At 59.0% G+C, this 24,277-nt stretch carries 27 protein-coding genes and 1 pseudogene; 16 read left to right on the top strand and 12 right to left on the bottom strand.

Annotation, left to right across the window (positions count from 1 at the left end; all coding sequences use genetic code 11):
• The 8 genes from KGA96_RS03265 to KGA96_RS03230 form a co-directional block, all read left to right on the top strand.
• Positions 1-164, top strand: a 164-nt coding sequence (locus KGA96_RS03265; RefSeq protein ID WP_223465356.1) for an NAD(P)(+) transhydrogenase (Re/Si-specific) subunit beta, incomplete at its 5' end; no start/stop codon positions are given.
• A 213-nt stretch (positions 165-377) separates the two neighbouring features.
• On the top strand, positions 378-1,871 hold the full coding sequence (locus KGA96_RS03260) for an acetyl-CoA hydrolase/transferase family protein (RefSeq protein WP_046042648.1): 1,494 nt from the start codon (positions 378-380) through the stop codon (positions 1,869-1,871).
• A gap of 319 nt (positions 1,872-2,190) precedes the next feature.
• Positions 2,191-2,406, top strand: a complete 216-nt coding sequence (locus tag KGA96_RS03255) for a DUF1127 domain-containing protein (RefSeq protein WP_008018491.1) — start codon at positions 2,191-2,193, stop codon at positions 2,404-2,406.
• Between the two features lie 258 nt (positions 2,407-2,664).
• On the top strand, positions 2,665-2,874 hold the full coding sequence (locus KGA96_RS03250; protein ID WP_080925372.1) for a DUF1127 domain-containing protein: 210 nt from the start codon (positions 2,665-2,667) through the stop codon (positions 2,872-2,874).
• A gap of 142 nt (positions 2,875-3,016) precedes the next feature.
• A complete protein-coding gene (locus KGA96_RS03245) occupies positions 3,017-3,337 on the top strand; it encodes a DUF2388 domain-containing protein (protein WP_223465126.1) in 321 nt (106 codons plus the stop codon).
• Between the two features lie 107 nt (positions 3,338-3,444).
• On the top strand, positions 3,445-3,762 hold the full coding sequence (locus tag KGA96_RS03240; protein WP_046042650.1) for a DUF2388 domain-containing protein: 318 nt from the start codon (positions 3,445-3,447) through the stop codon (positions 3,760-3,762).
• Between the two features lie 27 nt (positions 3,763-3,789).
• Entirely contained in the window at positions 3,790-4,110 is a 321-nt protein-coding gene (locus KGA96_RS03235) for a DUF2388 domain-containing protein (protein ID WP_008002141.1), read from the top strand.
• Positions 4,107-6,068, top strand: a complete 1,962-nt coding sequence (locus KGA96_RS03230; RefSeq protein ID WP_223511562.1) for a DUF4105 domain-containing protein — start codon at positions 4,107-4,109, stop codon at positions 6,066-6,068. Before KGA96_RS03235 ends, KGA96_RS03230 begins: the two co-directional genes overlap by 4 nt.
• A gap of 107 nt (positions 6,069-6,175) precedes the next feature.
• Here the strand turns inward: KGA96_RS03230 and trpA are convergent, their stop codons facing one another.
• Together trpA and trpB are read right to left on the bottom strand one after the other, a co-directional pair.
• Positions 6,176-6,988 (bottom strand): tryptophan synthase subunit alpha, encoded by an 813-nt coding sequence (gene trpA, locus KGA96_RS03225; RefSeq protein ID WP_015092933.1) that lies wholly within the window; start codon positions 6,986-6,988, stop codon positions 6,176-6,178.
• Positions 6,988-8,208 carry a tryptophan synthase subunit beta gene (trpB, locus tag KGA96_RS03220; RefSeq protein WP_008002146.1) on the bottom strand — a complete coding sequence of 407 codons (1,221 nt, stop codon included), beginning with the start codon at positions 8,206-8,208 and terminating at the stop codon, positions 6,988-6,990. Before trpB ends, trpA begins: the two co-directional genes overlap by 1 nt.
• 124 nt (positions 8,209-8,332) lie before the next feature.
• On the opposite strand from trpB, the gene KGA96_RS03215 reads away from it, so the two are divergent.
• On the top strand, positions 8,333-9,226 hold the full coding sequence (locus tag KGA96_RS03215; RefSeq protein ID WP_046042652.1) for a LysR family transcriptional regulator: 894 nt from the start codon (positions 8,333-8,335) through the stop codon (positions 9,224-9,226).
• Here KGA96_RS03215 and KGA96_RS03210 read toward each other — a convergent pair.
• Positions 9,223-9,546 carry a YqjD family protein gene (locus tag KGA96_RS03210; protein ID WP_046042653.1) on the bottom strand — a complete coding sequence of 108 codons (324 nt, stop codon included), beginning with the start codon at positions 9,544-9,546 and terminating at the stop codon, positions 9,223-9,225. The two genes, KGA96_RS03215 and KGA96_RS03210, sit on opposite strands and share 4 nt — an antisense overlap.
• A gap of 157 nt (positions 9,547-9,703) precedes the next feature.
• Between KGA96_RS03210 and KGA96_RS03205 the strand changes: the two genes are divergently transcribed.
• Both KGA96_RS03205 and KGA96_RS03200 read left to right on the top strand, forming a co-directional pair.
• Complete coding sequence (locus KGA96_RS03205; protein ID WP_008045871.1) at positions 9,704-9,919, top strand: dodecin; 216 nt, start codon at positions 9,704-9,706, stop codon at positions 9,917-9,919.
• A gap of 121 nt (positions 9,920-10,040) precedes the next feature.
• Positions 10,041-10,262, top strand: a complete 222-nt coding sequence (locus tag KGA96_RS03200; protein WP_046042655.1) for a DUF1161 domain-containing protein — start codon at positions 10,041-10,043, stop codon at positions 10,260-10,262.
• 68 nt (positions 10,263-10,330) lie between these two features.
• On the opposite strand, the gene KGA96_RS03195 is transcribed toward KGA96_RS03200, so the two are convergent.
• The gene (locus KGA96_RS03195; RefSeq protein ID WP_008045867.1) at positions 10,331-11,332 is read right to left on the bottom strand and encodes an LLM class flavin-dependent oxidoreductase; all 1,002 of its coding nucleotides are present in this window, start codon (positions 11,330-11,332) and stop codon (positions 10,331-10,333) included.
• 219 nt (positions 11,333-11,551) lie between these two features.
• Here KGA96_RS03195 and KGA96_RS03190 point away from each other — a divergent pair.
• A pseudogene (locus tag KGA96_RS03190) lies at positions 11,552-11,635 on the top strand (OsmC family peroxiredoxin); the annotation flags it as partial.
• A gap of 180 nt (positions 11,636-11,815) precedes the next feature.
• Positions 11,816-12,049, top strand: coding sequence for a DUF1161 domain-containing protein (locus KGA96_RS03185; RefSeq protein WP_046042657.1), 234 nt, complete (start codon positions 11,816-11,818; stop codon positions 12,047-12,049).
• Positions 12,050-12,053: 4 nt separating this feature from the next.
• On the opposite strand, the gene KGA96_RS03180 is transcribed toward KGA96_RS03185, so the two are convergent.
• Positions 12,054-12,476 carry a hypothetical protein gene (locus KGA96_RS03180; protein WP_046042658.1) on the bottom strand — a complete coding sequence of 141 codons (423 nt, stop codon included), beginning with the start codon at positions 12,474-12,476 and terminating at the stop codon, positions 12,054-12,056.
• Between the two features lie 41 nt (positions 12,477-12,517).
• Complete coding sequence (locus tag KGA96_RS03175) at positions 12,518-12,940, bottom strand: hypothetical protein (RefSeq protein ID WP_046042659.1); 423 nt, start codon at positions 12,938-12,940, stop codon at positions 12,518-12,520.
• Positions 12,941-12,998: 58 nt separating this feature from the next.
• Between KGA96_RS03175 and KGA96_RS03170 the strand changes: the two genes are divergently transcribed.
• Complete coding sequence (locus KGA96_RS03170) at positions 12,999-14,093, top strand: aminopeptidase (RefSeq protein ID WP_223511560.1); 1,095 nt, start codon at positions 12,999-13,001, stop codon at positions 14,091-14,093.
• Here the strand turns inward: KGA96_RS03170 and KGA96_RS03165 are convergent.
• The 4 genes from KGA96_RS03165 to KGA96_RS03150 form a co-directional block, all read right to left on the bottom strand.
• Positions 14,075-15,304, bottom strand: a complete 1,230-nt coding sequence (locus tag KGA96_RS03165; RefSeq protein ID WP_046042661.1) for a nucleoside recognition domain-containing protein — start codon at positions 15,302-15,304, stop codon at positions 14,075-14,077. The two genes, KGA96_RS03170 and KGA96_RS03165, sit on opposite strands and share 19 nt — an antisense overlap.
• Positions 15,305-15,419: 115 nt before the next feature.
• Positions 15,420-16,751 carry a glutamate/aspartate:proton symporter GltP gene (gltP, locus tag KGA96_RS03160; RefSeq protein ID WP_046042662.1) on the bottom strand — a complete coding sequence of 444 codons (1,332 nt, stop codon included), beginning with the start codon at positions 16,749-16,751 and terminating at the stop codon, positions 15,420-15,422.
• Positions 16,752-17,591: 840 nt separating this feature from the next.
• Positions 17,592-17,756, bottom strand: coding sequence for a DUF1328 domain-containing protein (locus KGA96_RS03155; protein WP_003177151.1), 165 nt, complete (start codon positions 17,754-17,756; stop codon positions 17,592-17,594).
• Positions 17,757-17,828: 72 nt separating this feature from the next.
• On the bottom strand, positions 17,829-18,116 hold the full coding sequence (locus tag KGA96_RS03150; RefSeq protein WP_046042663.1) for a hypothetical protein: 288 nt from the start codon (positions 18,114-18,116) through the stop codon (positions 17,829-17,831).
• 435 nt (positions 18,117-18,551) lie between these two features.
• On the opposite strand from KGA96_RS03150, the gene algB reads away from it, so the two are divergent.
• Together algB and KGA96_RS03140 are read left to right on the top strand one after the other, a co-directional pair.
• The gene (gene algB / locus KGA96_RS03145; protein ID WP_046042664.1) at positions 18,552-19,898 is read left to right on the top strand and encodes a sigma-54-dependent response regulator transcription factor AlgB; all 1,347 of its coding nucleotides are present in this window, start codon (positions 18,552-18,554) and stop codon (positions 19,896-19,898) included.
• A 10-nt stretch (positions 19,899-19,908) separates the two neighbouring features.
• Positions 19,909-21,699, top strand: coding sequence for an ATP-binding protein (locus tag KGA96_RS03140; protein WP_223511558.1), 1,791 nt, complete (start codon positions 19,909-19,911; stop codon positions 21,697-21,699).
• 7 nt (positions 21,700-21,706) lie between these two features.
• Here KGA96_RS03140 and KGA96_RS03135 read toward each other — a convergent pair whose 3' ends face one another.
• Positions 21,707-23,320 (bottom strand): EAL domain-containing protein, encoded by a 1,614-nt coding sequence (locus KGA96_RS03135; RefSeq protein WP_046042666.1) that lies wholly within the window; start codon positions 23,318-23,320, stop codon positions 21,707-21,709.
• Positions 23,321-23,396: 76 nt separating this feature from the next.
• On the bottom strand, positions 23,397-24,176 hold the full coding sequence (locus tag KGA96_RS03130) for an N-acetylmuramoyl-L-alanine amidase (protein WP_046042737.1): 780 nt from the start codon (positions 24,174-24,176) through the stop codon (positions 23,397-23,399).
• Between the last annotated feature and the right edge of the window lie 101 nt (positions 24,177-24,277).

Below are 24,277 nucleotides of genomic sequence, written 5' to 3'. Positions count from 1 at the left end.
CGATCCTCGAAGCGTTCAAGGCCAAGACCATCATCGTCAACAAGCGCTCGATGGCCAGTGGCTACGCCGGTCTGGACAACGAACTGTTCTACCTGGACAAAACCATGATGGTGTTCGGCGACGCTAAGAAGGTCATCGAAGACATGGTCAAAGCCGTCGACTAACCCTCTGCGGCACACAGAACGCCCCGACTCGTCGGGGCGTTTTTGTTTGCGCAAATCGTCGGACAAACTATCCTTTTGTTACCGATCCGGTAACGGTGTTTTGCTTGAAAGGCCCGGAATAGACGCCTCGATTGCGACCTTGGTAGCGGGACAGAAGCCGGCGTAATTCACTAGACTGCACGTCCTGCTACCTGTTGCCCGAGATAACAATCCATGTACCGTGACCGTATTCGCCTGCCTTCGTTGTTGGACAAAGTGATGAGCGCCGCCGACGCTGCCGCTCTGATTGAGGACGGCATGACCGTCGGCATGAGTGGCTTTACTCGCGCCGGCGAAGCCAAGGCCGTCCCTCAGGCGCTGGCCGAGCGTGCCAAGGTCACGCCGCTGAAGATCAGCCTGATGACCGGCGCAAGCCTGGGCAACGACCTCGACAAGCAGTTGACCGAAGCCGGTGTGCTGTCGCGACGCATGCCGTTTCAGGTCGACAGCACCCTGCGCAAGGCGATCAATGCCGGTGAAGTCATGTTCATCGACCAGCATTTGTCGGAAACCGTGGAGCAATTGCGCAACCAGCAATTGAAGCTGCCGGACATCGCCGTGATTGAAGCCGTAGCGATCACCGAGCAAGGGCATATCGTGCCAACCACCTCGGTCGGCAACTCGGCCAGCTTCGCGATTTTCGCCAAGCACGTGATCGTCGAGATCAACATGGCGCACAACCCGAATCTCGAAGGTCTGCACGACATCTATATTCCGACCTACCGTCCGACCCGTACGCCGATTCCGCTGGTCAAGGTCGACGATCGCATTGGCAGCACCGCCATCCCGATTCCACCCGAAAAAATCGTCGCCATCGTGGTCACCAACCAGGCTGACTCGCCCTCCACGGTGCTGGCGCCGGACGCCGAGACCCAAGCCATTGCCGACCACCTGATCGACTTCTTCAAACAGGAAGTGGCAGCCGGACGCATGACCAACAAGCTCGGCCCGCTACAAGCCGGTATCGGCACCATCGCCAACTCGGTGATGTGTGGCCTGATCGACTCGCCGTTCGAAGACCTGACGATGTATTCCGAGGTGCTGCAGGACTCGACCTTCGACCTGATCGATGCGGGCAAGCTGAGTTTTGCTTCGGGCAGTTCGATCACCCTGTCGAGCCGGCGCAATGCCGACGTGTTCGGCAATCTGGAGCGCTACAAGGACAAACTGGTCCTGCGCCCACAGGAGATCTCCAACCACCCTGAAGTCGTGCGTCGCCTTGGCATCATCGGCATCAACACGGCACTGGAGTTCGACATCTACGGCAACGTCAACTCCACTCACGTCTGCGGCACGCGGATGATGAACGGCATCGGCGGCTCGGGCGACTTCGCGCGCAACGCACACCTGTCCGTGTTCGTGACCAAGTCGATCGCCAAGGGCGGTGCGATCTCCAGCGTGGTGCCGATGGTCAGCCATGTTGACCACACCGAACATGACGTCGACATACTCGTGACTGAAGTGGGCCTGGCAGACTTGCGCGGCCTCGCGCCCCGGGAGCGCGCCCGGATCATCATCGACAAGTGCGTGCACCCGGATTACCGCCAGGCGCTGAATGATTACTTCACCGCCGCGTGCGCCATCGGTGGGCACACCCCGCACATCCTGCGTGACGCCCTGAGCTGGCACATCAACCTGGAAGAAACCGGGCAAATGCTGAAGAAGTAATTGGTACAGATAGCAGCTGGCGCAAACACAGTTTCGTCAGTTTGCTCTTGCCTCTTCGCAATATGAAAAAAACTGTACTGCTGTACTGGTCATTTCTTAGGGAAAACTCCTACTCCACCGAGTCAAAACAGCATTTTTGCACCTTAATGGTGCTGATAGGTACAGTTGCCTCAATTTAGACCAGTACACCCCCTATAAACAGTTAACTGAGCCCTCACAATACAGATGAACTGTATCTACAGAGACTAGGCAAACGAGAGGATCATGGGCACCAGTTAAACCACTACCTAATCCCGCCATAAGCGGAAGGATGTCAACCATGGAACGTACACTCAGTTCCGAACTGTTCTTCGAAGACACTGCTGCAAAAACCCAGGCTTCCCTGCCTCTGCGCGTTATTGCCAACCTGATGCTGTGGCAGCGCCGCATCACCAGCCGCCATCAACTGGCTCGTCTGGATTCGCGTCTGCTGGCTGACGCCGGGATTAGCGAAGCACAACGCTACGAAGAGCTGAGCAAGCCGTTCTGGCGCTAAGTTAGCGTCGCTGGCTCTGACCTTAAGGTCCACCGCCAGCAACCCGAATTGAACAAACAAAGCCCGTCGTGGGAAACCACGACGGGCTTTGTCGTTTTGACCTGTCAAATCCGCTTTTACAGTAGGGAGCTACGAACACCAGTACAGTTTGCAAAAACTGCCAACTGGACGAGTACAATATCGTCGCGGTGTGTCTGTAGCAGATATTCGACCGGTGTCAGCATGGAGCCCTCCACTTATCAGGACAGGGACCGCGCCATGAATTCTTTACAGGATGTTTCCACCCCATCAGTTCGATCAAGACCTTGCTTGCACCGGGTTAGAGCTCTGCTATCAGGACTCTTCGCTAGTCTGGAAAGGGCGAGAACACGACGCTTACTGGCTCAACTCGATGATCGTCAGCTATCGGATCTTGGCATCAGCCACGCTGAGCGCATCAATGAATTAGATAAACCGTTCTGGCGCTGACGGTCAGTTTGCATGACGGGCTGTTCGAACTGACACACTCAGGCCTAATATCAAGCCAGAACGTGGCGAGCGCCAAGCGCTTGGCGTCTGACTTTGCAGATACTGCGCCATTTTTCAATTGGTTTACCCAAAGGAGTTACCCATGTCCCGTCTCCGTCTGCTCAGCGCTGCAGCCCTGTTTACCGTGGCAGCCAATGCCAGCGCAACCAGCTTCATCGTGACCACTGACGCTGTAGTCAACGCGCTCAAAGCCACATCCGATGCGACCACCGATGTCGTCTCGTCGTCGTTCAAAGATGACAAGATCGTCCTCGCGGCCCGTGACGACGCTGCCAGCTTCGTCGCCAGCGAAGGTTCCATCCGCGGCGTGAAGCTGGAAAGCGCCATCGACCACATCCACCGCCAGGCGCCACAGCTGAACGCAACCGACGCACAACTGGCGCAGGCGATCCTGACGATCTAAGCGACTGTATGGACATGGGGCATGCCTAACGTGCCCCGATGTTTCGGCGCTGGCTCTAGACCGGGCCTTGCGCTAGGCTGGGGACTCACATTCAACTGTCGAGTCTCATGCATTTCCCTTCAAGTTTCTTGATCGTTCCAGTCTTTCTTACTCTTGGTTACTGCGGATCGGCCCACGCTTATGACGCCTTCAACCTGTCCACCCAGGGCATCGTCGCCAGTGGTTACGCCACAAGTTTGGTGACCTCCGCCCCCTTCGACCATAAACTGCTGCTCGCTGCCCATGACGACGCCGCGGCATTCATTGCCAGCGACGGCCAACTGAGAGGCGCACGACTGGAGTCGGCCCTGCGGTATCTGCGCCGAACCCAGGCAAAACTTCATGCCAGCGACCTTGAACTGGCACAGGCAATTCTCGTCCAATAGTTAACCCTGTTTTTCTGGAGTCGTTCCATGCGTAACCCGCTGATTGCTGCCACCTTAGGCCTACTGTTGTTGGCCGATGTGGCCCAGGCACATACTCTGGTTGCCACCAGTAATATGCTGATCCGTGCTACCCAGCGCACACTCGATTTCACCTCCGACACCACCACGTCCATTCGCGATTCGAAAATCGTGCGCGAAGCCCAGGACGACGCCGCCAGTTTCGTTGCCAGCAATGGCGACATTCGTGGCGCTCACTTGGAATCCGCCTTCGATTTGCTGCGCACCCGTGTGCCGGAAGCTCGTGACGCCAGTGACCAGGATCTCGCCGAAGCCATCCTCGCACTGTGAAGCGTCCAGGCGCCTGGCTGCTGGCCTGGGCCCTGTTGCTGCTCGGCAACACGGCCCACGCAGGCCTTCAATTACAGCTCAAGACCGAAGGTCTGACTCCCGCGCAACAGCAAGCCAGCCAGGCGTTGCTCAATGAAGCCATGCAGGCACTGCCGCCACGCTTTATCGAGCAACTCGATCGACGCATCGACGTCGGCTGGACCGATGACATGCCGAGAAATGCCTACGGTCAGGCGTCACTGGTGTCCGAACTCGATCTGAACCGCAACCTGCTGGCCGGTCTCACCGATGGCAGCGCCGCGACCAAGAAGACCCATCGCCCCCACGGCACCGTGCGCCGGGAAATGCTGGCCACGGTGTTGCACGAGTTGACTCACATCTACGATCGCTCACGCCTGTGGCCGGATGCCGAACGCAAGCTGATTCAGCGCTGCACCCAGCGCAACAACAGCTCAGGGCTGGTTGGCATTCCCGACCAATGCCGGGGTCAGTCCGATCGGCGTTTTACCCTCAGTGACGATCCGCGTCTGCTCGACCTCGCCGGCTGGCAGCAATACGTAGGCCGTCGCGGTGAGCGCGAACAGCACAATCGCCAGATTGCTCGCAGCCCGGACATCTACGAGACCAGCAGTCCGAAGGAGTTCGTCGCGGTCAACATGGAGTATTTCCTCCTCGACCCGAGCTACGCCTGCCGCCGTCCCGCGCTGTACCGCTACTACAAGGAACATTTCGGCTGGGCGCCTGCAGCCAAAGACACCTGCAGCAAGACCTTCGCGTTCCTCAATGCCGGCAACGACTTCGCCAAGACACCTTTGGGCCAGGTCGATCCGGAGCGGGTCTATGCCGTTGACTATCTGCTGGCCGAGGCCAACCAGAATCTGTTCAGCCGCTGGGGCCACAGCATGTTGCGCCTGGTGATCTGTGCGCCGGGCCGACCACGCGGACCGGATTGCCGATTGGATCTGGACCAGCATCTGGTGCTGTCGTACCGCGCCTTCGTCGGCGACGTACAGCTGTCGAGCTGGGATGGCCTGGTGGGTAAATACCCGTCACGGCTGTTTATCCTGCCGCTGTCCCAGGTCATCGACGAATACACCAAGACCGAACTGCGCAGCCTGGCCTCTGTGCCCCTGAACCTGTCACGCACTGAGATTGAAGACGTGGTCGGACGTGCCGCAGAGATGCACTGGAGCTACGACGGCAACTACTTCTTCCTGTCGAACAACTGCGCGGTGGAAGAGCTGAAATTACTGCGTGGCGGCACCAATAACCCGCAATTGGTGGGGCTCGACAACATCATGCCCAACGGCTTGTTGGAAGTACTGAAGGGCCGCGGACTGGCGGACACCAGTGTGCTGGACGATCAACGAGAAGCCTTGCGCCTGGGTTATCGTTTCGACTCCTTCCGCGAGCGCTATCAGGCGATGTTCGAAATCCTGAAAAAGCACTTGCCGATCAAGCAGGAAACCGTCGAAGACTGGCTCGACTTGAAAGCCGCGGAACGTCGGCAATGGTTCGAGCAGGCTGACTTGCGCACCAGCGCGGCGTTGTTGCTATTGGAACAGGCCAGCTTCCGTCAGCAGTTGCTGCTGGCGCAGGATGAAGTGAAGCAGCGCTATCTGGGCGCCCGAGAGCTGAAGAATGGCGGCATGGACAAGGCCAACGAAACGCTCAAGGACATTCTCGCCAACAGTGGCTTCCTCAGCCGGCCGGCGGAACTGCTGGGCACCAACGGTTATGGCTTGCCGCAACCAAGCGAGTGGGAGCATCTGGAAGCGGAAACCAGTCAGCGCCAGAAGCAGCTCCTGGCGCTGTCCGGGGATCTGGACAAGGAAGTGAGGGCGCTGCTTGAACCGGGCCGCGCCGCCGAAATGGCCGCCAACGAGGCCAACGTGAAGCAGATTGGTGAACACCTGCGCAAACTGCACAAGGCATCGGGCGGGATAGAGTTGCCTTGATACCGCTCCCACAAGGTTGACAGCGTTTAGTCACGCAGCAAAAAGGGCTTCAGAACGCAGTCCTGAAGCCCTTTTTGCTGTTTAGTCTCTGAATCGGAGCTTTACCTTCAGCTGACGCGGGCCTTACGCACGCCTTCGGCCAATGCCGAGCACAGGCTCAGCACGCCATCCACGGCTTGTTCCGGGGAGGTGGCATTGGCGATGTGATCGATCAACGCCGAGCCCACCACTACACCGTCGGCCAGACGCGCGATGGACGCTGCCTGCTCCGGAGTCCGGATACCGAAACCGATGCTGATCGGCAGGTCGGTATGGCGGCGCAGACGGGCGACCGCTTCCTCGACGTGTTCCAGCGTGGCGGCGCCGGCGCCGGTCACACCGGCCACCGAGACGTAGTAGACGAAGCCGGAGCTGCCGTTAAGTACGGTCGGCAAGCGCACATCGTCGGTGGTTGGCGTGGTCAGGCGAATGAAGTCCAGGCCCGCGGCCTGCGCCGGGTCGCACAGCTCGCCGTTATGCTCAGGCGGCAGGTCGACCACGATCAGACCGTCAACGCCGGCCTCCTTGGCTTCGGCGATGAAGCGCGGTACGCCGTACATGTGAATCGGGTTGAAGTAACCCATCAGCACCAGCGGCGTTTCGTTGTTGTCCTGGCGGAACTCGCGAACCATTTGCAGGGTTTTCGCCAGATTCTGCTTGGCACCCAACGCACGGATGTTGGCGAGCTGGATTGCCGGGCCGTCAGCCATCGGGTCGGTGAAGGGCATGCCCAGCTCGATCACATCGGCACCAGCCGCAGGCAAGCCCTTGAGGATTGCCAGAGAGGTGTCATAGCCCGGGTCGCCGGCGGTCACGAAGGTCACCAGGGCGGCGCGGTTCTGTTCCTTGAGTTCGGCAAAACGCGTTTGCAGGCGGCTCATCAGTGTTTCTCCTGCTTTGATTGTTCCATGTGGTGCATCACGGTCTGCATGTCTTTATCGCCACGGCCGGACAGGTTGACCACCATCAGGTGATCTTTTGGCAGGGTCGGTGCGCGCTTGAATACTTCAGCCAGGGCATGGGCGCTTTCCAGGGCAGGGATGATCCCTTCCAGACGGCAGCACTGGTGGAATGCAGCGAGGGCTTCGTCGTCGGTCACCGAGGTGTACTGAACACGGCCGATGTCATGCAACCATGCGTGTTCCGGGCCGATGCCCGGGTAGTCCAGGCCAGCGGAGATCGAGTGGGCGTCGATGATCTGGCCATCGTCGTCCTGTAGCAGGAAGGTGCGGTTGCCGTGCAATACACCGGGTACGCCGCCGTTCAGGCTGGCCGCATGCTTGCCGGTCTCGATGCCGTAACCGGCGGCTTCAACGCCGATGATCTCGACACTCTTGTCGTCGAGGAACGGGTGGAACAGGCCCATGGCGTTGGAACCACCACCGATGCACGCCACCAGGCTGTCTGGCAGGCGACCTTCCTGGGCTTGCAACTGCTCGCGGGTTTCCTTGCCGATCACGGCCTGGAAGTCGCGAACCATCGCCGGATAAGGATGTGGACCGGCCACGGTGCCGATCAGATAGAAGGTGCTGTCGACGTTGGTCACCCAGTCACGCAGGGCTTCGTTCATCGCGTCTTTCAGCGTGCCGGTACCGGCTACCACCGGGATCACTTCGGCGCCCAGCAGCTTCATGCGGAACACGTTGGCCTGCTGACGCTCGATGTCAGTGGTGCCCATGTAAATCACGCAATCCAGACCGAAACGCGCAGCGACGGTGGCAGTGGCCACACCGTGCATGCCAGCGCCGGTCTCGGCGATGATGCGCTTCTTGCCCATACGCCGCGCCAGCAGGATCTGGCCGATGCAGTTGTTGATCTTGTGCGCGCCGGTGTGGTTCAGCTCTTCACGCTTGAGGTAGATCTTCGCGCCGCCGCAGAACTCGGTCAGACGCTCGGCGAAGTACAGTGGGCTTGGACGTCCGACATAGTCACGCTGGAAGTAGGCCAGTTCCTCCTTGAATGCAGGATCTTCCTTGGCCAACTCATATTCACGGGCCAGGTCGAGGATCAACGGCATCAGGGTTTCGGCAACGTAGCGGCCGCCGAACGCGCCAAACAGGCCGTTGGCATCAGGGCCGTTGCGCAGATTAGTCTGGGTCATGGGGCGCTCCAGTTGAATGCGTGAAGTGATGCATAAAGAGATAGTGGGCTTCACTCTACCCCTGACGCCCCGGCCTGAAAACCGATAAGATCGCCACAACCTGTCAGGAAAACTCACAGATCCAATGAGCCATGACCTTCCTCCGCTGAACGCGCTTCGCGCCTTCGAAGCCACTGCCCGCCTGAACAGCGTCAGTCAGGCGGCCGAACAGCTGCACGTCACCCACGGCGCGGTCAGCCGGCAGCTCAAGGTGCTTGAAGAACACCTCGGCGTAAGCCTGTTCATCAAGGACGGTCGCGGCCTGAAACTCACAGATGCCGGGTTGCGCCTGCGTGACGCCAGCAGCGAAGCCTTCGAGCGTCTGCGCAGCGTATGCGCCGAACTCACACAAAGCACAGCCGATGCGCCATTCGTACTCGGTTGCTCGGGAAGCCTGCTGGCGCGCTGGTTTATCCCGCGACTGGGGCGACTCAATGCCGACCTGCCGGACTTGCGCCTGCACCTGTCGGCCGGAGAAGGCGATCTGGATCCGCGAAGACCGGGGCTCGATGCCTTGCTGGTATTTGCCGAGCCACCCTGGCCGGCGGACATGCAGGTTTTTGAACTCGCCAGCGAACGTATCGGCCCGGTCATGAGCCCTAGGTTCGTCGGCTATGAACGGCTCAAGCAAGCGCCGGAAACCGCGCTGCTGAACGAACCCTTGCTGCACACCACCTCACGCCCGCAAGCCTGGCCGAACTGGGCGCAACCACGCGGGCTCGACCCCAGGGCGCTGAAGTACGGTCAGGGATTTGAACATTTGTATTACTTGCTGGAAGCCGCTGTCGCAGGTCTGGGCGTGGCGATTGCCCCCGAACCCTTGGTGACGGAGGACTTGAAGGCCGGCCGCCTGGTTGCGCCTTGGGGCTTCAGTGAAACCCCGGCGCAACTGGCGTTGTGGCTACCCAAGCGCGCCGCGGACGGGCGCGCCCGGCAGCTGGCGCAGTGGCTCAAGAACGAACTGCGTCGAGCGGATTAATCACGCTTGCACAACAGATAAGCGGCCAGCAGGCCCAATGCGCCCACGGCGACACCAGCTGTTGTCCAGGGGTGGTCCTGGGCGTAGTCCCGGGTGGCAATCCCGGTTTCGCGGGTTTTGACCTTGACCTCTTCATAAGCATCGGCAAGCAGATGGCGCGAGTGCTTCAAGGCATTCTCGGCGTTGCTTTTCAGGGTCTTGAGGGTTTTACGCGACTCGTCCGAGGCGTCGTCCTTCAGGCTTTCCAAAGACTTGAGCAGACTCTCGATCTCGGCTTCCATGCTTTGCAATGAGGCTTTGCGTAACGAGGTGTTGGCCATGGTGGCTCTCCTGCATCGGTGATGAGTGGCGTGTGTTGGTTGGGACTTCATGGGTTCGAGAAAGTGCAGAAAATCTGAACTTCACACTCGGAACGGCCAACAGAAGAAATAGGAAAAATCACTGCTAGTCTGTAATTCACACGCCGAGGAGAACGCCATGTCTGACCATCACACCTACAAGAAAGTCGAGCTGATCGGCTCGTCCACCAGCAGTATCGAAGATGCGATCAATAACGCGCTGGCCGAAGCCAGCAAAAGCATCAAGTACATGGAATGGTTTGAAGTGACCGAGACCCGTGGGCACATCAGGGACGGCAAGGCAGCACACTTTCAGGTGACCTTGAAAGTCGGATTCCGGATTGCCAGCAGCTGACTTTGGGCTAGTCTTCTGAACTTGCACGCCGGTCGAATGCCATAGGGAATGGCAAAGCACTCCATGAGTGCGTCCGGCTGACGGCTGGTTACCCCTATGATCCGACCAGGGAATGCAACCGATGAAGAAGTTTATGTTGGCAGTAGCTTTGTTGAGCCTTGCGGGGAGCGCATTGGCGGGCGGCAAACCATGCGAAGAGCTGAAAGCCGAAATTGCAGCGAAACTTGATGCCAAGGGCGTTTCCGGTTATTCGCTGGAGATTGTCGACAAAGGTGCCGCTGCCGGCGGGAAAGTTGTTGGCAAATGCGAAGAGGGCGCCAAAGTGATCGTCTATAAAAAGTAGACAGATACTCGCCCGAATGAAAAAGCCGACGCCGTGGCGCCGGCTTTTTCATGCCTGTCGTTTGAGCATCAGCCCCGCATGACCTGCGCCAGCAGCTCGTAGGAATGCACGCGATCGGCATGTTCGTACAGGTCACAGGTGAAAATCAGCTCGTCGGCCTGGGTCTGTTCGATCAGGACCTCGAGTTTGGCGCGGATTTTCTGCGGGCTGCCGATCATGGCCAATCCAAGGAAATCGTGCACGGCATCTTTCTCATGGGGCAGCCACAGGCCGTCCATGGTCTTCACCGGCGGACGCTGTACCAGGCTTTGGCCACGCATCAGGGCGAGAATCCGCTGGAACACCGAAGTCGCCAGGTAATCGGCCTGCTCGTCAGTATCGGCTGCCACCAATGGCACGCCGAGCATCACGTAGGGCTTGTCCAAAACGGCTGACGGCTTGAAGTGATTGCGGTAGACCCGAATCGCTTCATGCATGTAGCGCGGTGCGAAATGCGAGGCGAAGGCGTAGGGCAGGCCGCGCTCACCGGCCAATTGCGCACTGAACAGGCTCGATCCCAATAACCAAACCGGCACATTAGTCCCGGTTCCCGGCATGGCGATGATGCGTTGGTCCGGGGTACGTGGCCCGAGGTAGCGCACCAGTTCCGCCACATCTTCCGGGAAGTCGTCGGCGCTGCCGGAGCGTTCGCGGCGCAGCGCGCGTGCGGTCATCTGGTCGGAACCGGGGGCACGCCCCAGTCCCAGATCGATCCGGCCCGGATAAAGGCTTTCCAGGGTGCCGAACTGCTCGGCGATCACCAACGGTGCGTGGTTGGGCAACATCACCCCGCCCGAACCGACTCGAATGGTCGACGTACCACCGGCCAGATAACCGAGCAGCACCGAAGTCGCGGAACTGGCGATGCCATCCATGTTGTGGTGCTCAGCCACCCAGAAGCGGTTGTAACCGAACTTCTCGACGTGCTGCGCCAGGTCAAGCGAGTTGCGTAGCGACTGGGCCGCGCTGCCGTTCTCGCGCACTGGCACCAGATCGAGGGTCGAGAACTTGATATCGGACAGTCGTTTCATAAACCTGCTTCTCCAATTGAGGGCGCAGGTTTGTTCTTGCGAAAGCAAACCTGCCGAATCCAAAAGCGTGTTCATGCAATGAGGGCATATACCCGAGTTTCAATAGCCGGGTAAAAAATCCCGTGAAAAAAGCAGACTGATCTGACGAGATGAACTTTGCCCCGCCGTCTATCCTCACAACCCTGGCAAGCGAAAACCACGAAGGCGCAGTTCGAATAACTCAGCAACAAGGCCAAAGAGGGCTGTCCGGTGTCCAAAGTGCTGAATGCGAAGATCAGCCTGGAGGCAACGTTGGTCGGCTAGATTTTCGTTGAGAACAAAAGATCGCAGCCTTGCGCAATCTGCCGGGATCATTCGGTAAAAGGTGCTCAAGACTACGATCTTTTTTGTGTCGCGACAGACTTGCCAGCTAAAACTGTGGTCGAATAAATGACAGCAGCGAAAACCCACGATTGTGCGTGCTGCCTCAAAGGAGCTTCAACCATGAAACGTTTTGCCTTGGCGGTTATCTGTTGCGCACTGGCCACTTCGGCCTTGGCGGCACCGAAACCCTGCGAAGAACTCAAGGCCGAGATCGAAGCCAAGATTCAGGCCAGCGGCGTCACTTCCTACACGCTTGAAATCGTCACCAACGACGAGGTACACGACCAGAACATGGTCGTTGGCTCGTGCGAAAACGGCACCAGGAAAATCATCTACCAGAAGAACGACCGCTGACACCTCACATCAAGCAGTAAGACTCCCGATCTTCTGCAACGATCTCCCGCTTGGCGTTGTATAGCCTGGCTTCAGGAATGAAGGCAATCGAGCGGCCTTCAAGCACATAACGTTGGCCGGCTTCGAAATGATCGAAGTTGATGGTCAAGTAACATATGCGTTCAGAAGGGCCGCCCATCATGTTCAAGCCCCCGCCACCAGGTACTTCGAAGTCGAAGCGGACGATCAGTTCATGGCTGCCGGGCATAACCTCAAAATAACGCCCGTCGGCCAAGCGTTGTTTATCCAGACGCTCGGCCATCAGCAATTTGTCGTTAGGGAAGGGCGTGGAAAAATCGACCCAGGCCATCTTTGGATTAGCCGTCGGCATCGGGCTCTGACAGCCAGCGACAACGCTGGCAGCCAGTAACAGCATCAACCTGCGCATGATGAATGTCCCAAGGGGTTATGCATTCAGCATAACGCCGATCAGGAGTGTTGACAGCCCGCAGGCGTGCCTTGGCCAATCACTTTTCGCTGTTGATCGTAGAGTTTCGCCCAAGGCCGAAAGCCGATGTTCCCCGCCTGCAGCTGATAACGCTCGCCCGCGTTGAAGTCGTTGAATTTCACGCTCAGTTGGCAATCGCGCCACAACGGCTCGGCGTCGGGGCCGATGTTGGTGGGCTGGACCGTGAATTGGTAGCGGACCGTCAGCTCATGGCTACCGGGCTGGACCTGGAAATAGCGTTTATCGTCGGTGGCCTTGTCATCGACCTCCAGTGCCTGCAGCTTCGTATCTTCTTGCTTCGAGTCCAGGTCGATCCAGGCTTGCGCAGGATCAGGGCGGGGTAGTCCGAAAAAAGCACAGCCGGCCAGCATCAGCAGGCCTCCTGTCAGTATCAACATGCGCATAGCGAGCTCCAGTCAGGCGGGATAGTCTTGCGGAAAGACTCTCCAAGGAAGAATTATTGTGATCAGGCCGCTTCCTAGCCCTGGGTTACTTGATCGCGTTTTTCGCGTTTTGTTTCCGAGCCTGTTGTTTTTGTTGCTCAACGGCTGCACCAGCGCCAGCTATTACAGCCAACTGGCCAGCGGCCAACTGCAGTTGCTGCGGGCCAGGGAGCCGGTTTTCAGCGTGATTGCCGACCCGGCGCGCGATCAAAAACTGCGTACACACCTGGAGCAATCGCAAAAGGCCCGAACTTTCGCCAGCCAGCAATTGCACCTGCCGGATAACCAGAGTTACCGCTTGTACGCGGACATTGGGCGGCCCTTCGTCGTCTGGAATGTATTCGCCACGCCGGAATTCTCCCTCAAGCCCGTAAACCACTGCTTCCCCATCGCCGGTTGCGTGGCCTATCGCGGTTACTACAGCCAGAGCGCAGCCCGCGGCGCAGCGGCTTTGCAACGCTTGCAGGGCATGGACGTGTCGATAGGCGGCGTCGAGGCCTATTCGACACTCGGCTGGTTCAACGACCCGATCATCAGTTCGATGATGGGCTGGGGGGATGAGCGACTGGCCACGCTGATCTTTCACGAGCTGGCCCATCAGCGCTTCTATGTGAAGGACGACACGGAGTTCAACGAATCCTTCGCCACCTTCGTCGAGCAGGAAGGTACTCGCCAATGGCGCGCCTACCGCCACCTGCCACCGGATAACAATGCGCAGGCGCGTCAGCGCGACCAGTTCACTGAGTTGGTGCTCAAGACCCGCACCCGACTGGAACAGCTTTACACCTTGCCGCTGCCAACTGAACAAATGCGCCAGCGCAAGGTGGCCGAGTTCGAGCGCTTGCGCAGCGAATACCGACAATTGCGCGACAGCCAGTGGGCCGCCGACAAACGCTACGACGCCTGGATCTATGCCCCGATGAACAATGCCCGGCTATTGCCGTTTGGCTTGTACGACCAATGGGTGCCGGCTTTTGCCGCGCTGTTCCATCAGGAGAATGGCGACTGGCTCCAATTTTACGCCTCTGTGGAAAAGCTCGGCGCCTTGCCGACAGGCGAGCGCAAGGCTGCGCTCAAAGCGTTGGAAGGGGCCGATCAACCAAAGAACCAGTAGCAAACCCCAATCGCACCCAGCACACCGGCAAGCTCGGCCAGCAATGCACAACCGACGGCATGGCGTGCACGCTGGATGCCCACGGCGCCGAAGTACACCGCCAGAACATAGAACGTCGTTTCGGTACTGCCCTGGACCGTTGCCGCCACCAGCGCCGGGAAGCTGTCCACGCCCGAGGTCTTCATGGTTTCAATCAACATCGCCCGGGCGGCGCTACCGGAGAAGGGTTTGACCATTGCCGTAGGCAGCGCATCGACGAAACGCGTGTCCCAACCGGCCCATTCCACCAGATGGCGAATGCCATCCAGACCAAAGTCCAGCGCCCCGGACGCACGCAGTACGCCTACCGCGCAGAGCATCGCCACCAGGTAGGGCAGCAAGTTCTTGGCGACGTCGAAACCCTCTTTGGCACCTTCAACGAAGGCCTCGTAGACCTTCACTTTGCGCAGCGCGCCGATCACTAAGAACAGCATGATCAGGCCAAACAGCGTCAGGTTGCCGAGGATCGATGACAGGCCGGCCAGCGCAGTCGCCGATAGGGTCGCCAGCAACGCCATGAAAGCACCGAGGGCGAGGGCGCCGGGGATCAGGTAGGCCAGCACTACGGGGTCCCAGATGCGCAGGCGCTGCATGAACGCCACCGACAGGAAGCCGACAATGGTAGAGCAACTGGTCGCCAGCAGGATCGGCAGGAACACCAGTGTCGGGTCCGGCGCACCTTGCTGGGCGCGATACATGAAGATCGTCACCGGCAGCAGGGTCAGCGAGGATGCGTTGAGCACCAGGAACAGGATCTGTGCGTTGCTGGCGACGGTAGCGCTGGGATTGAGCTCTTGCAGCGCTTTCATGGCCTTGAGGCCGATCGGCGTGGCGGCGTTGTCCAGGCCCAGGCCATTGGCGGCGAAGTTCAGGGTGATCAGGCCGATGGCCGGATGACCCGGCGGGACTTCCGGCATCAGGCGCAAGAACAGTGGCCCCAGGGCCTTGGCCAGCCATTCGACGATGCCGGCTTTCTCGGCAATGCGCAGAAAACCCAGCCAGAGGGTGAGGGTGCCGAACAGCAGCACCATGACTTCGACCGACAGCTTGGCCATGGCAAAAATGCTTTCCACCATCGCCGCGAATATCCCGGCGTTGCCGCCAATCAGCCACTGGGCCAGCGCCGATACGGCTGCCACGATGAAGAAGCCAAGCCACAGGCCATTGAGCATCAGTCAAATCCCCCCAAAAGATCCGCGAATGATAGCGGGGTGGCCAGAAACGACAAACCCCGGATTTCTCCGGGGTTTGTCTGGTGCGGTAGATGCTCCCACATGGGGTATTGCATCAGCTCTTGGAAATTTCACCCGCCGGCAGTTTTTCCTTGCTGCGCCAGTGCGGCAGGGAGTTCCAGTAGCGCTGGCCCTTGGCGTCGTCGTACATGCCTTCCCAACGAGCGATAACCAGAACAGCCAGGGCGTTGCCGATCACGTTCAGTGCGGTACGGGCCATGTCCATGACGCGGTCGACACCGGCGATGAACGCCAGGCCTTCCAGAGGGATACCGACGCTGCCCAGGGTGGCCAGCAGTACCACGAAGGACACTCCCGGTACGCCGGCGATGCCTTTGGAGGTGACCATCAACGTCAGTACCAGCAGCAGTTGCTGGCTGATCGACAGGTCGATGCCATACAGCTGGGCAATGAAGATCGCCGCGATGCTTTGGTAGAGGGTCGAACCGTCGAGGTTGAACGAGTAACCGGTCGGCACCACGAAGCTGCAAATGGCTTTCGGCGCGCCGTAGGCTTCCATCTTCTCGATCACGCGCGGCAGCACGGTTTCGGAGCTGGCGGTGGAGTAGGCCAGTACCAGTTCATCTTTAAAGATGCGCATCAGCTTGATCACCGAGAAGCCGAACAGGCGAGCGATCAGGCCCAGGATCACGAAAGCGAAGAAGGCGATGGCGAAGTAAACCAGGATCACCAGTTTGGCCAGCGGAATCAGCGACGCGAAGCCGAAGTTGGCCACAGTCACCGCGATCAGTGCGAACACGCCGATCGGAGCGTAGTTCATGATCATGTGAGTGACCTTGAACATGCTTTCCGATACACCCTGGAACATCTTCACCAGCGGCTCGCGCAGGTCCGCCTGCAGGCTCGACAAACCGAGACCGAACAGTACAGAGAAGAAGATGATCGGCAGCATTTCGCCGCGAACCATGGCCGCAAAGATGTTCGACGGGATCAGGTTGAGGATGGTTTCGATGAACGCGTGTTCATGCTGTACCTCGGCCGCCGTGGCCTGGTACTTGGAAATGTCCACAGTGCCCAGGGTGCTCATGTCGATGCCGGCACCCGGATGGAACAGGTTGGCCAACAGCAGACCGACCACGATGGCAATGGTGGTGACGATTTCGAAGTAGATGATGGTCTTGAAGCCGATGCGCCCCAGCTTCTTGGCGTCTCCGACGCCGGCAATGCCGACGATCAAGGAGGAGATGACGATCGGGATCACGATCATCTTGATCAGACGGATAAAGATATCGCCTGCCGGTTGCAGGACGTTGCTGATCCACCAGGCTTTTTCGGCACTGAAATGGTTGAGCAGCGCACCGATTGCAATCCCCAATACCAGACCGATGAGGATCTGCCAGGCGAGGCTAAGCTTTGCCTTCTTCATATCTTTACCCTTACTTGTTGTTTGACTCAGGGAGATGCGCGAACTGGAACGCTTGTGGCGAAAAAGTCCAGTGCATCTTCCCCCCGTATAAGGTGCCCCGGAGCGCGTGTTTGCGGCTCTCTGGCAGGCGAAAAAAGGCGCAACTATTCCGATGCAAGGAAGCGCCGTCTAATGCCGTAAACGCCTACCCTATGCCGAATCGGCATGAGGTTTTTTTAGCGAAACGCGCGTCCCAACCGGTTCGAATACGACATTTCGGCAGGCATAAGTGCCGTGAACCGGCCATCACAGAGCAGATTGAACATTTTTTGAGCAGTGTCCGAGCGTTGATTTTTCAGCAAAATCCCGCAGGACGAAGGGAAAAATCGCGGCCAAAGAATGGTGATTTTTCTCGATATACGGTCGCAGATGAAACACCGGGAAAAGTATTTTCCGACGCAACAAGGATAAGGACGGGATAACAGTGATGAAATCGAGACGAGCGCTCTATTTCAATGTGTTGCTTGATCAAGCCCTTCGCAAGCCCGTCGAGCCTTGTCGGTCCGGCGAACTTGCGCAGTAGCTTTTCCTGACCCGGCCCTTGCGCAGGCACTCCCTGTACCCGTAGGTCACTGCGCCCCTGAAACAGGCAGAACGTCCCGACCCCTTGGTCATGCGCCGGCCTTCCTCAGGTGGCGCAGGTGGAAAGAGGCGCTGTGGCCTCCTTCGTGTACAAATTCTGTTCTATCAACCAGCCCTGCATGGGGGCCTCAGGCATGTAGGGGCAACGCCAGCCCGCATGCCATGGCACTACCGCCCAACAGCAGGGCGGCTGCCAGTGTCTTGAAAAACCCTCTCATATCAGCCTCGACCACGACGGCCAAAGAAGAAGGAGGCAATGAACATCACCAGGAACACGACAAACAGAATCTTGGCGATACCCGTGGCGGTGCCCGCGATACCACCGAAGCCCAGTACAGCGGCGATGATGGCGATGATCAGGAATGTGATTGCCCAGCTCAACATGGTGATTCTCCTTACGCTTCTGTTTAGAGGTGCTGCGTTTTCCCGGCGCATGGGGTGCGGCGGAAGTTTTGCCTAGAACACCCAACGCTCCTGATGATGTATCTCACCCACAGGCCTGGCCTGGTCGACATCCATCATGCGCATCGGGGTGCTATCGGCCTGACCGCTGCTGACAGCACTGAATTGGGTTTGGGTCGGATGCAGAGTCGACAGGCCTGGCGCTTCCGGCTGCCGGCTCTGCTCCCAGCGTAGAAACTGCTGGCCGCCGATCAGGGTGATCAAAAGCGCCAGAACAGCAAACAGTTCTTGCTGGATATGCACAGGCCAGAGGTGCAGGTGGGCGGCACGTTGACGATTCATCCTGGAACTCCTACCTCTGGGGTCGGTATTCGATAGCGGGCGTTTTTTTAATGCCCTGGTTAACCAGACAATTGCAGAGCGCATGCCAGCCTTGATTCGAATTAATTACCTTTAATATCAATATCTTATGAACATAAAAGAAAGCACTACGCGCGCATCCTGCACGATGCTCCTTGTGCCGTCGTGCGTATTGCACGACTGGTTTGAAGGAAGGCGTAAATTTTTTGAATTGAGAGGAGGGTGCGCAGGTCAGAAATTCACGCTGGCCGCTGGCAGAGACCGGGTATCTATCAAAAGACCCGCAAAATCAGGTGGCTAACCGACACATCGGATGAGAGCTACCCTGCCATGACAGGAATGGCTCAGAATCAATCATGCAACTTGCCCGATTTCTCCGAGACTAACTTAAGATCATTCATTAAGGAGCGCAGGAAAATGGAATCCGCCACTGAGCATCAAGGCCGCATTTTGCTGGTGGATGATGAGTCCGCCATCCTGCGTACCTTCCGTTACTGCCTCGAAGACGAAGGCTACAGCGTGGCCACCGCCACCAGTGCCGCGCAGGCAGAAGCCCTGTTGCAGCGGCAGGTCTTCGACCTGTGCTTCCTCGACTTGCGTCTGGGTGAAGACAACGGCCTCGATGTGCTGGCCCAGATGCGTATCCAGGCGCCCTGGATGCGGGTGGTGATCGTCACTGCCCACTCTGCCGTCGACACGGCGGTGGATGCGATTCAGGCCGGCGCCGCCGACTATCTGGTCAAACCGTGCAGCCCCGATCAATTGCGACTGGCAACCGCCAAGCAGCTGGAAGTCCGGCAACTGTCGGCCCGACTGGAAGCCCTGGAAGGCGAGGTGCGCAAGCCCAAGGATGGTCTGGACTCCCACAGCCCGGCCATGAAAGTGGTACTCGAAACCGCCCGCCAGGTTGCCACGACCGATGCCAATATCCTGCTTCTGGGTGAGTCCGGTACCGGCAAGGGCGAACTGTCCCAAGCCATTCACGGCTGGAGCAAACGCGCGAAGAAATCCTGCGTCACGATCAACTGCCCATCGCTGACTGCCGAGCTCATGGAAAGCGAACTCTTCGGCCACAGCCGCGGCGCCTTCACCGGCGCCAGCGAAAGCACCTTGGGCCGAGTCAACCAGGCTGACGGCGGGACGCTGTTTCTCGACGAGATCGGCGACTTTCCCCTGACATTGCAGCCGAAGTTGCTGCGTTTTATTCAGGACAAGGAATATGAGCGCGTCGGTGATCCGGTGACCCGCCGTGCCGATGTGCGCATCCTTGCGGCCACCAACCTCATCCTTGAGGACATGGTGCGCGACGGTCGCTTCCGTGAAGACCTGCTCTATCGCCTGAACGTCATTACCTTGCACCTGCCACCGCTACGCGAACGCCGCGAAGATATTCTTAACCTGGCCGACCGTTTCCTGGCGCGCTTCGTCAAGGAGTACGCCCGTCCCGCGCGCGCCTTCAGCGACGAGGCCCGGGAAGCACTGCTGGGCTATCGCTGGCCGGGCAACATCCGTGAGCTGCGCAACGTGATCGAGCGGGCGAGCATCATCTGTCCGCAGGAGCGGGTCGAGATCAGTCATCTGGGCATGGCCGAAACCCCGGTCAACAATGTACCGCGCATCGGCGCGGCACTGAGCCTGGATGAGCTGGAAAAGGCCCACATCGGCGCGATCCTCGCCACCGCCGACACCCTGGATCAAGCGGCGAAAACCCTGGGCATCGACGCCTCGACGCTGTACCGCAAACGCAAACAGTACAACTTGTGAGCAATAGCCGATGAAACTGGCGCTGAAATTGCGGACCCGGCTTTTCCTGAGCATCTCCGCACTGATCACCGTCGCGTTGCTCGGGCTCTTGCTCGGGCTGGTCAGCGTGATGCAGATGGCCGGCAGCCAGGAAGCACTGATCCGCAGTAACTTCATCACCCTGGACCTGGGGCTCAAGCTGCGTCAGACCCTGGGTGATCAACTGATCATCATGCTCAGCGAGAAGCCTGACTCCGCCGCTTTCGCCGCCTCGAAGCAGCATTACTTCGAACTGCTGGAGGAAGGCATCGCCCAGGAGCCGGCAGAAACCGCAAGCGACTACGGCTTCAGAAAAGCCAAAGCCGACTACGAGAGTTTTATCCAGGCTTATGAAACGTCCCCGGACCCGTCGAATGTGCTTAGTAGCCACGACAACCTGACGGAAAAATTCAACGCGCTACGCAATGGTCTGATCGCCGAGCACAAGCGCGCGCTGGATAACATCAGCGATACCGAGCGCAAGGCCCGGGAACGGGCACTGCTGATTGCCGGGTTACTTGGCCTGGTGGGTCTGGCGGTGCTGATCATCGGCTTCGTGACCGCGCAGGCCATCGCCCGGCGTTTCGGGGAGCCCATCGAGGCGTTGGCCAAGGCGGCGGACAATATCGGCCAGGGCAATTTCGATGTCACCCTGCCAATTTCTTCGGCGGTGGAACTGAACCAGCTGACCCGGCGTTTCGGGATCATGGCCCAGGCGCTGCGTGAACATCAGGCCACCAACGTCGATGAGCTGCTGGCCGGTCAGCAGCGTTTGCAGGCCGTGCTCGACAGCATCGACGACGGACTGCTGATGATCGACCGTCAGGGTCATCTAGAACACCTTAACCCGGTGGCTCAGCGTCAGCTGGGCTGGGAGTCCGATCGCCTGGGTCAGGGGTTGGGCACGGCGCTGGAGCGCTCCGAGCTCGATGAGCAGCTGCAACTGGTACTGCGCGGCGGCACGCTGGAGCGGGCGCCGGAAGACTTGAGTGTTGAAGTCGATGGCGAGTCGCGACTGCTGACCTACAGCCTGACCCCGGTCAGCCATACCCAGGGTCATATTCTGGGTGCGGTAATGGTGCTGCATGACGTTACGGAACAGCGTGCCTTCGAACGGGTACGCAGCGAATTTGTATTGCGCGCCTCCCATGAATTGCGCACACCGGTCACCGGCATGCACATGGCCTTCGGATTGTTCCGTGAGCGTGCGCACTTTGCCCCGGACTCCCGGGAAGCCGACCTGCTCGATACCGTGAATGAAGAGATGCAGCGGCTGATGCAGTTGATCAATGATCTGCTGAATTTCTCCCGCTACCAGAACGGTTTGCAGAAGCTCACCCTGACACCGTGTTCCATCGAGGCGTTGCTGGAACAGGCTCGGTCCCGCTTTGCCACGGCGGCCGAAGAGAAGGAAATCAATCTGCTGGTGGAAGTGCAGGGACCTTTGCCGCGGTTGCAGGCCGACCAGCCACAACTGGAGCGGGTACTCGACAACTTGCTCGACAACGCCTTGCGTCACACCGGCTCTGGCGGGCGAATACGCTTGCAGGCCCGGCGCCACGGCGACCGGGTCATCATCAGTGTCGAGGACAACGGTGAAGGCATTGCCTACGGTCAGCAGGGGCGGATCTTCGAGCCCTTCGTGCAGGTTGGACGCAAGAAGGGCGGGGCCGGACTCGGCCTGGCCTTGTGCAAGGAAATCGTGCAATTGCATGGCGGGCGGATAGGTGTCTATTCACGGCCGGGGCAGGGTACTCAGTTCTATATGACGCTGACCGTTTAGGTCACCCTCACGCTTCATCATCCAGGCGCCGGCCTCCCCGACGCCGCCCCCGGGTAATCAATTCAGTGAACTGCACTGCGCTCAGCGCGCGGGCGAACAGCCAGCCTTGGCCAAACTTCACGCCTTCACTACACAGGAACGCGGCCTGGGCCTCATGTTCGATGCCCTCGGCAATCACCTTCAGGTGCAGCGACTGGGCCATGTGAATGATGTGCGGGGCCACGCCGCTGCTGGCGGCGTCATGGCCAAGCGCATCAATGAACGCCTTGTCGATTTTCAGGCAATCGACCGGCAGGGTTTGCAAATAGGCGAGGCTGCAATAGCCGGTGCCAAAGTCATCGATCAACACCTGGTGCCCGACATCCCGCAGCGCTTGCAGGTTTTCCCGGGCCACCACCACATCGACCAGCCCGCGCTCGGTGACCTCAAAGGCAATTTGCCGCGCAGCGACGTGGTGCAGGGTCAGCAACCGCGCCATCACCTGGCCAATCCGCGGAACCATCACATCACACGCAGCGAGATTGACCGAGATGTACAGCTGCGGGTTGGCACGTAGCAACTGGCCGAGTTGCTCGAGCAGGCGTTGCAGGACGAAGTCCGTCATCTGGCGAATCTGCCCGGTGTTCTCCGCCATCGGAATGAACAGGTCGGGACTGGTCAGGGTGCCGTCCGGCCTGCGCCAGCGCAGCAGCGCTTCAGCCCCGACACAGTTGCGGCTATCGAGGTCGAAGATCGGTTGATACAGCACCTGCAACTCGCCACGGCGAATCGCGCCGGTCAGTTCGGCGTCCAGCGACTGCCGCTGGCGTACCAGCAGAAACACCAGGAACCCAACGCAGATGCCCAGCGCGAGGCTGGCCGGCAGCAACCACCACCAGACCGCCGGGATATGCATGCCGGTGCGTGGGCTGATCAACACCAATTGATACTCCGGGTTGTCGGTGGGCATCCGGTATATCAGGCGTGTCTGGGTGATCTGCAGCGCATCACGGTTTCTCGGTGGCCAGGCCTCGGCCGGCGGCCAGACCTGAGAAGCGCCGAGCACCGGAATTGCGCGCGCGCCATGGTCCAGGACTACCAGCAGACTGCTGCCCGGCGACAGGTCGACCATATCGGTCAAATGCCCGCGAGAGGTCGCCACCCGGAAATTCCCGCGCCCGAGCATCAGCGCGGCGCGGTTTTCATCGGGTTCGGTGGTGGTGTTGAGCCAATAGCTGTAAGTCGGGCCCTTGATGTCTGGCGATCGACTCAGCGACAGCCCTTCCTGGCGAGGGCGATTGGAGCAGATTCGCGAGGAGTCCATGTAGGCGGCTTCGTAGACGAAGCGATAATTGAACGAAACCTGTTGCAAGGTTGCGATCATTTCAGCATCGCAACCGCGCAACGGTTGCGCTTCAAGATCGTCAAGGCTTTCACGCAGTTGCCCGAAAAGCTGTTCCAGACGGGCGAGGAAGCGTTCGCCCTGAGCATTCATTTCTTCGCTTTCGTTTTGCTCGACCTGGTGTATGGCGACGAACAGGCTTCCGGCCATCAATAACGTTGCGCTCAAGACAGCAGACATCAGCCCCAGGAACCAGGGGCGATGGAACCAACTACGGAAGGTCTCTCGAGCAGCGGTCATTGTGAAATATCCGAAGGATTACCAATGAGTTATAGCTGCTGATTGGAAAAAAGCCCTGACCGTCGGGCGGGCGTCATTATTTTGTCTGATTCAACACCAACAGTAGCGCGGCAGTTTGTGCATCCGGAGTGCCATCGAAGCGCGCCGGACGGAAATGCATCTGAAATGCCGCGATCACATGTCGTGTCGCGACATCGAGCTCGCCGGTTTGTGGCGAGGCATAACCCAGGCGAGCCAACTGCGCCTGAAACCAGCTGATGCTCGGCAACTGCTCGGCGAACAGCATTTGCTGGCGCGCCACCGACTGTTCATTCGGCCAGATGCCCAAGCCTTCGGCGGCCAGACGCTTCCAGGGGAACAGTGGCCCCGGATCCAGCTTGCGCAAGGGTGCAATATCGCTATGGCCAATGATGTCGCGAGGCTTTGTGCCGTGACGTTTGCTGATGTCCTTGAGCAACACGATCAACGACTGGACCTGATCTTCAGTGTAGGGATACCACACGCGTCCGGTCGGGGTGTCCTTGAAGCCCGGGTTGACGATTTCGATACCGATGGAACTGGAGTTCAGCCAGGTCCGGCCATTCCACTCGCTCTCCCCGGCGTGCCAGGCCCGCACATTTTCATCCATCAGCTTGTAGATGGTGGCACCCTTGTCGTCGCCGATCAGGTAATGGCTGCTGACTTCACCGTGGGTCAGCAACTGCAACGAACGCTCCAGCGAGGCATTGGTGTAATGCACCACCACAAACTGTACGCGGCTATCGTAATTGGCCGAAGGGTGGCTGGTGTCGAAACGGGGACCGCTGGCACAGCCGGCAAGCACAATCAGCGATACGATCAGAGCAAAATATTTCATGGCGAAAGGCAGTACACGCAAGACAATAATGCAACAGTGTAACGTAATGCCTTGCGGGTGGACGGCAATCCCATCGAATTAAACAAAATGGAACAAATAAC

Origin of the sequence: Pseudomonas sp. GL-R-26, from assembly GCF_019947365.1 — a bacterium.
GTDB lineage: Bacteria > Pseudomonadota > Gammaproteobacteria > Pseudomonadales > Pseudomonadaceae > Aquipseudomonas.
The sequence above is the reverse complement of the archived record's forward strand: the minus strand, read 5'-3'. Positions and strand labels throughout refer to the sequence as shown.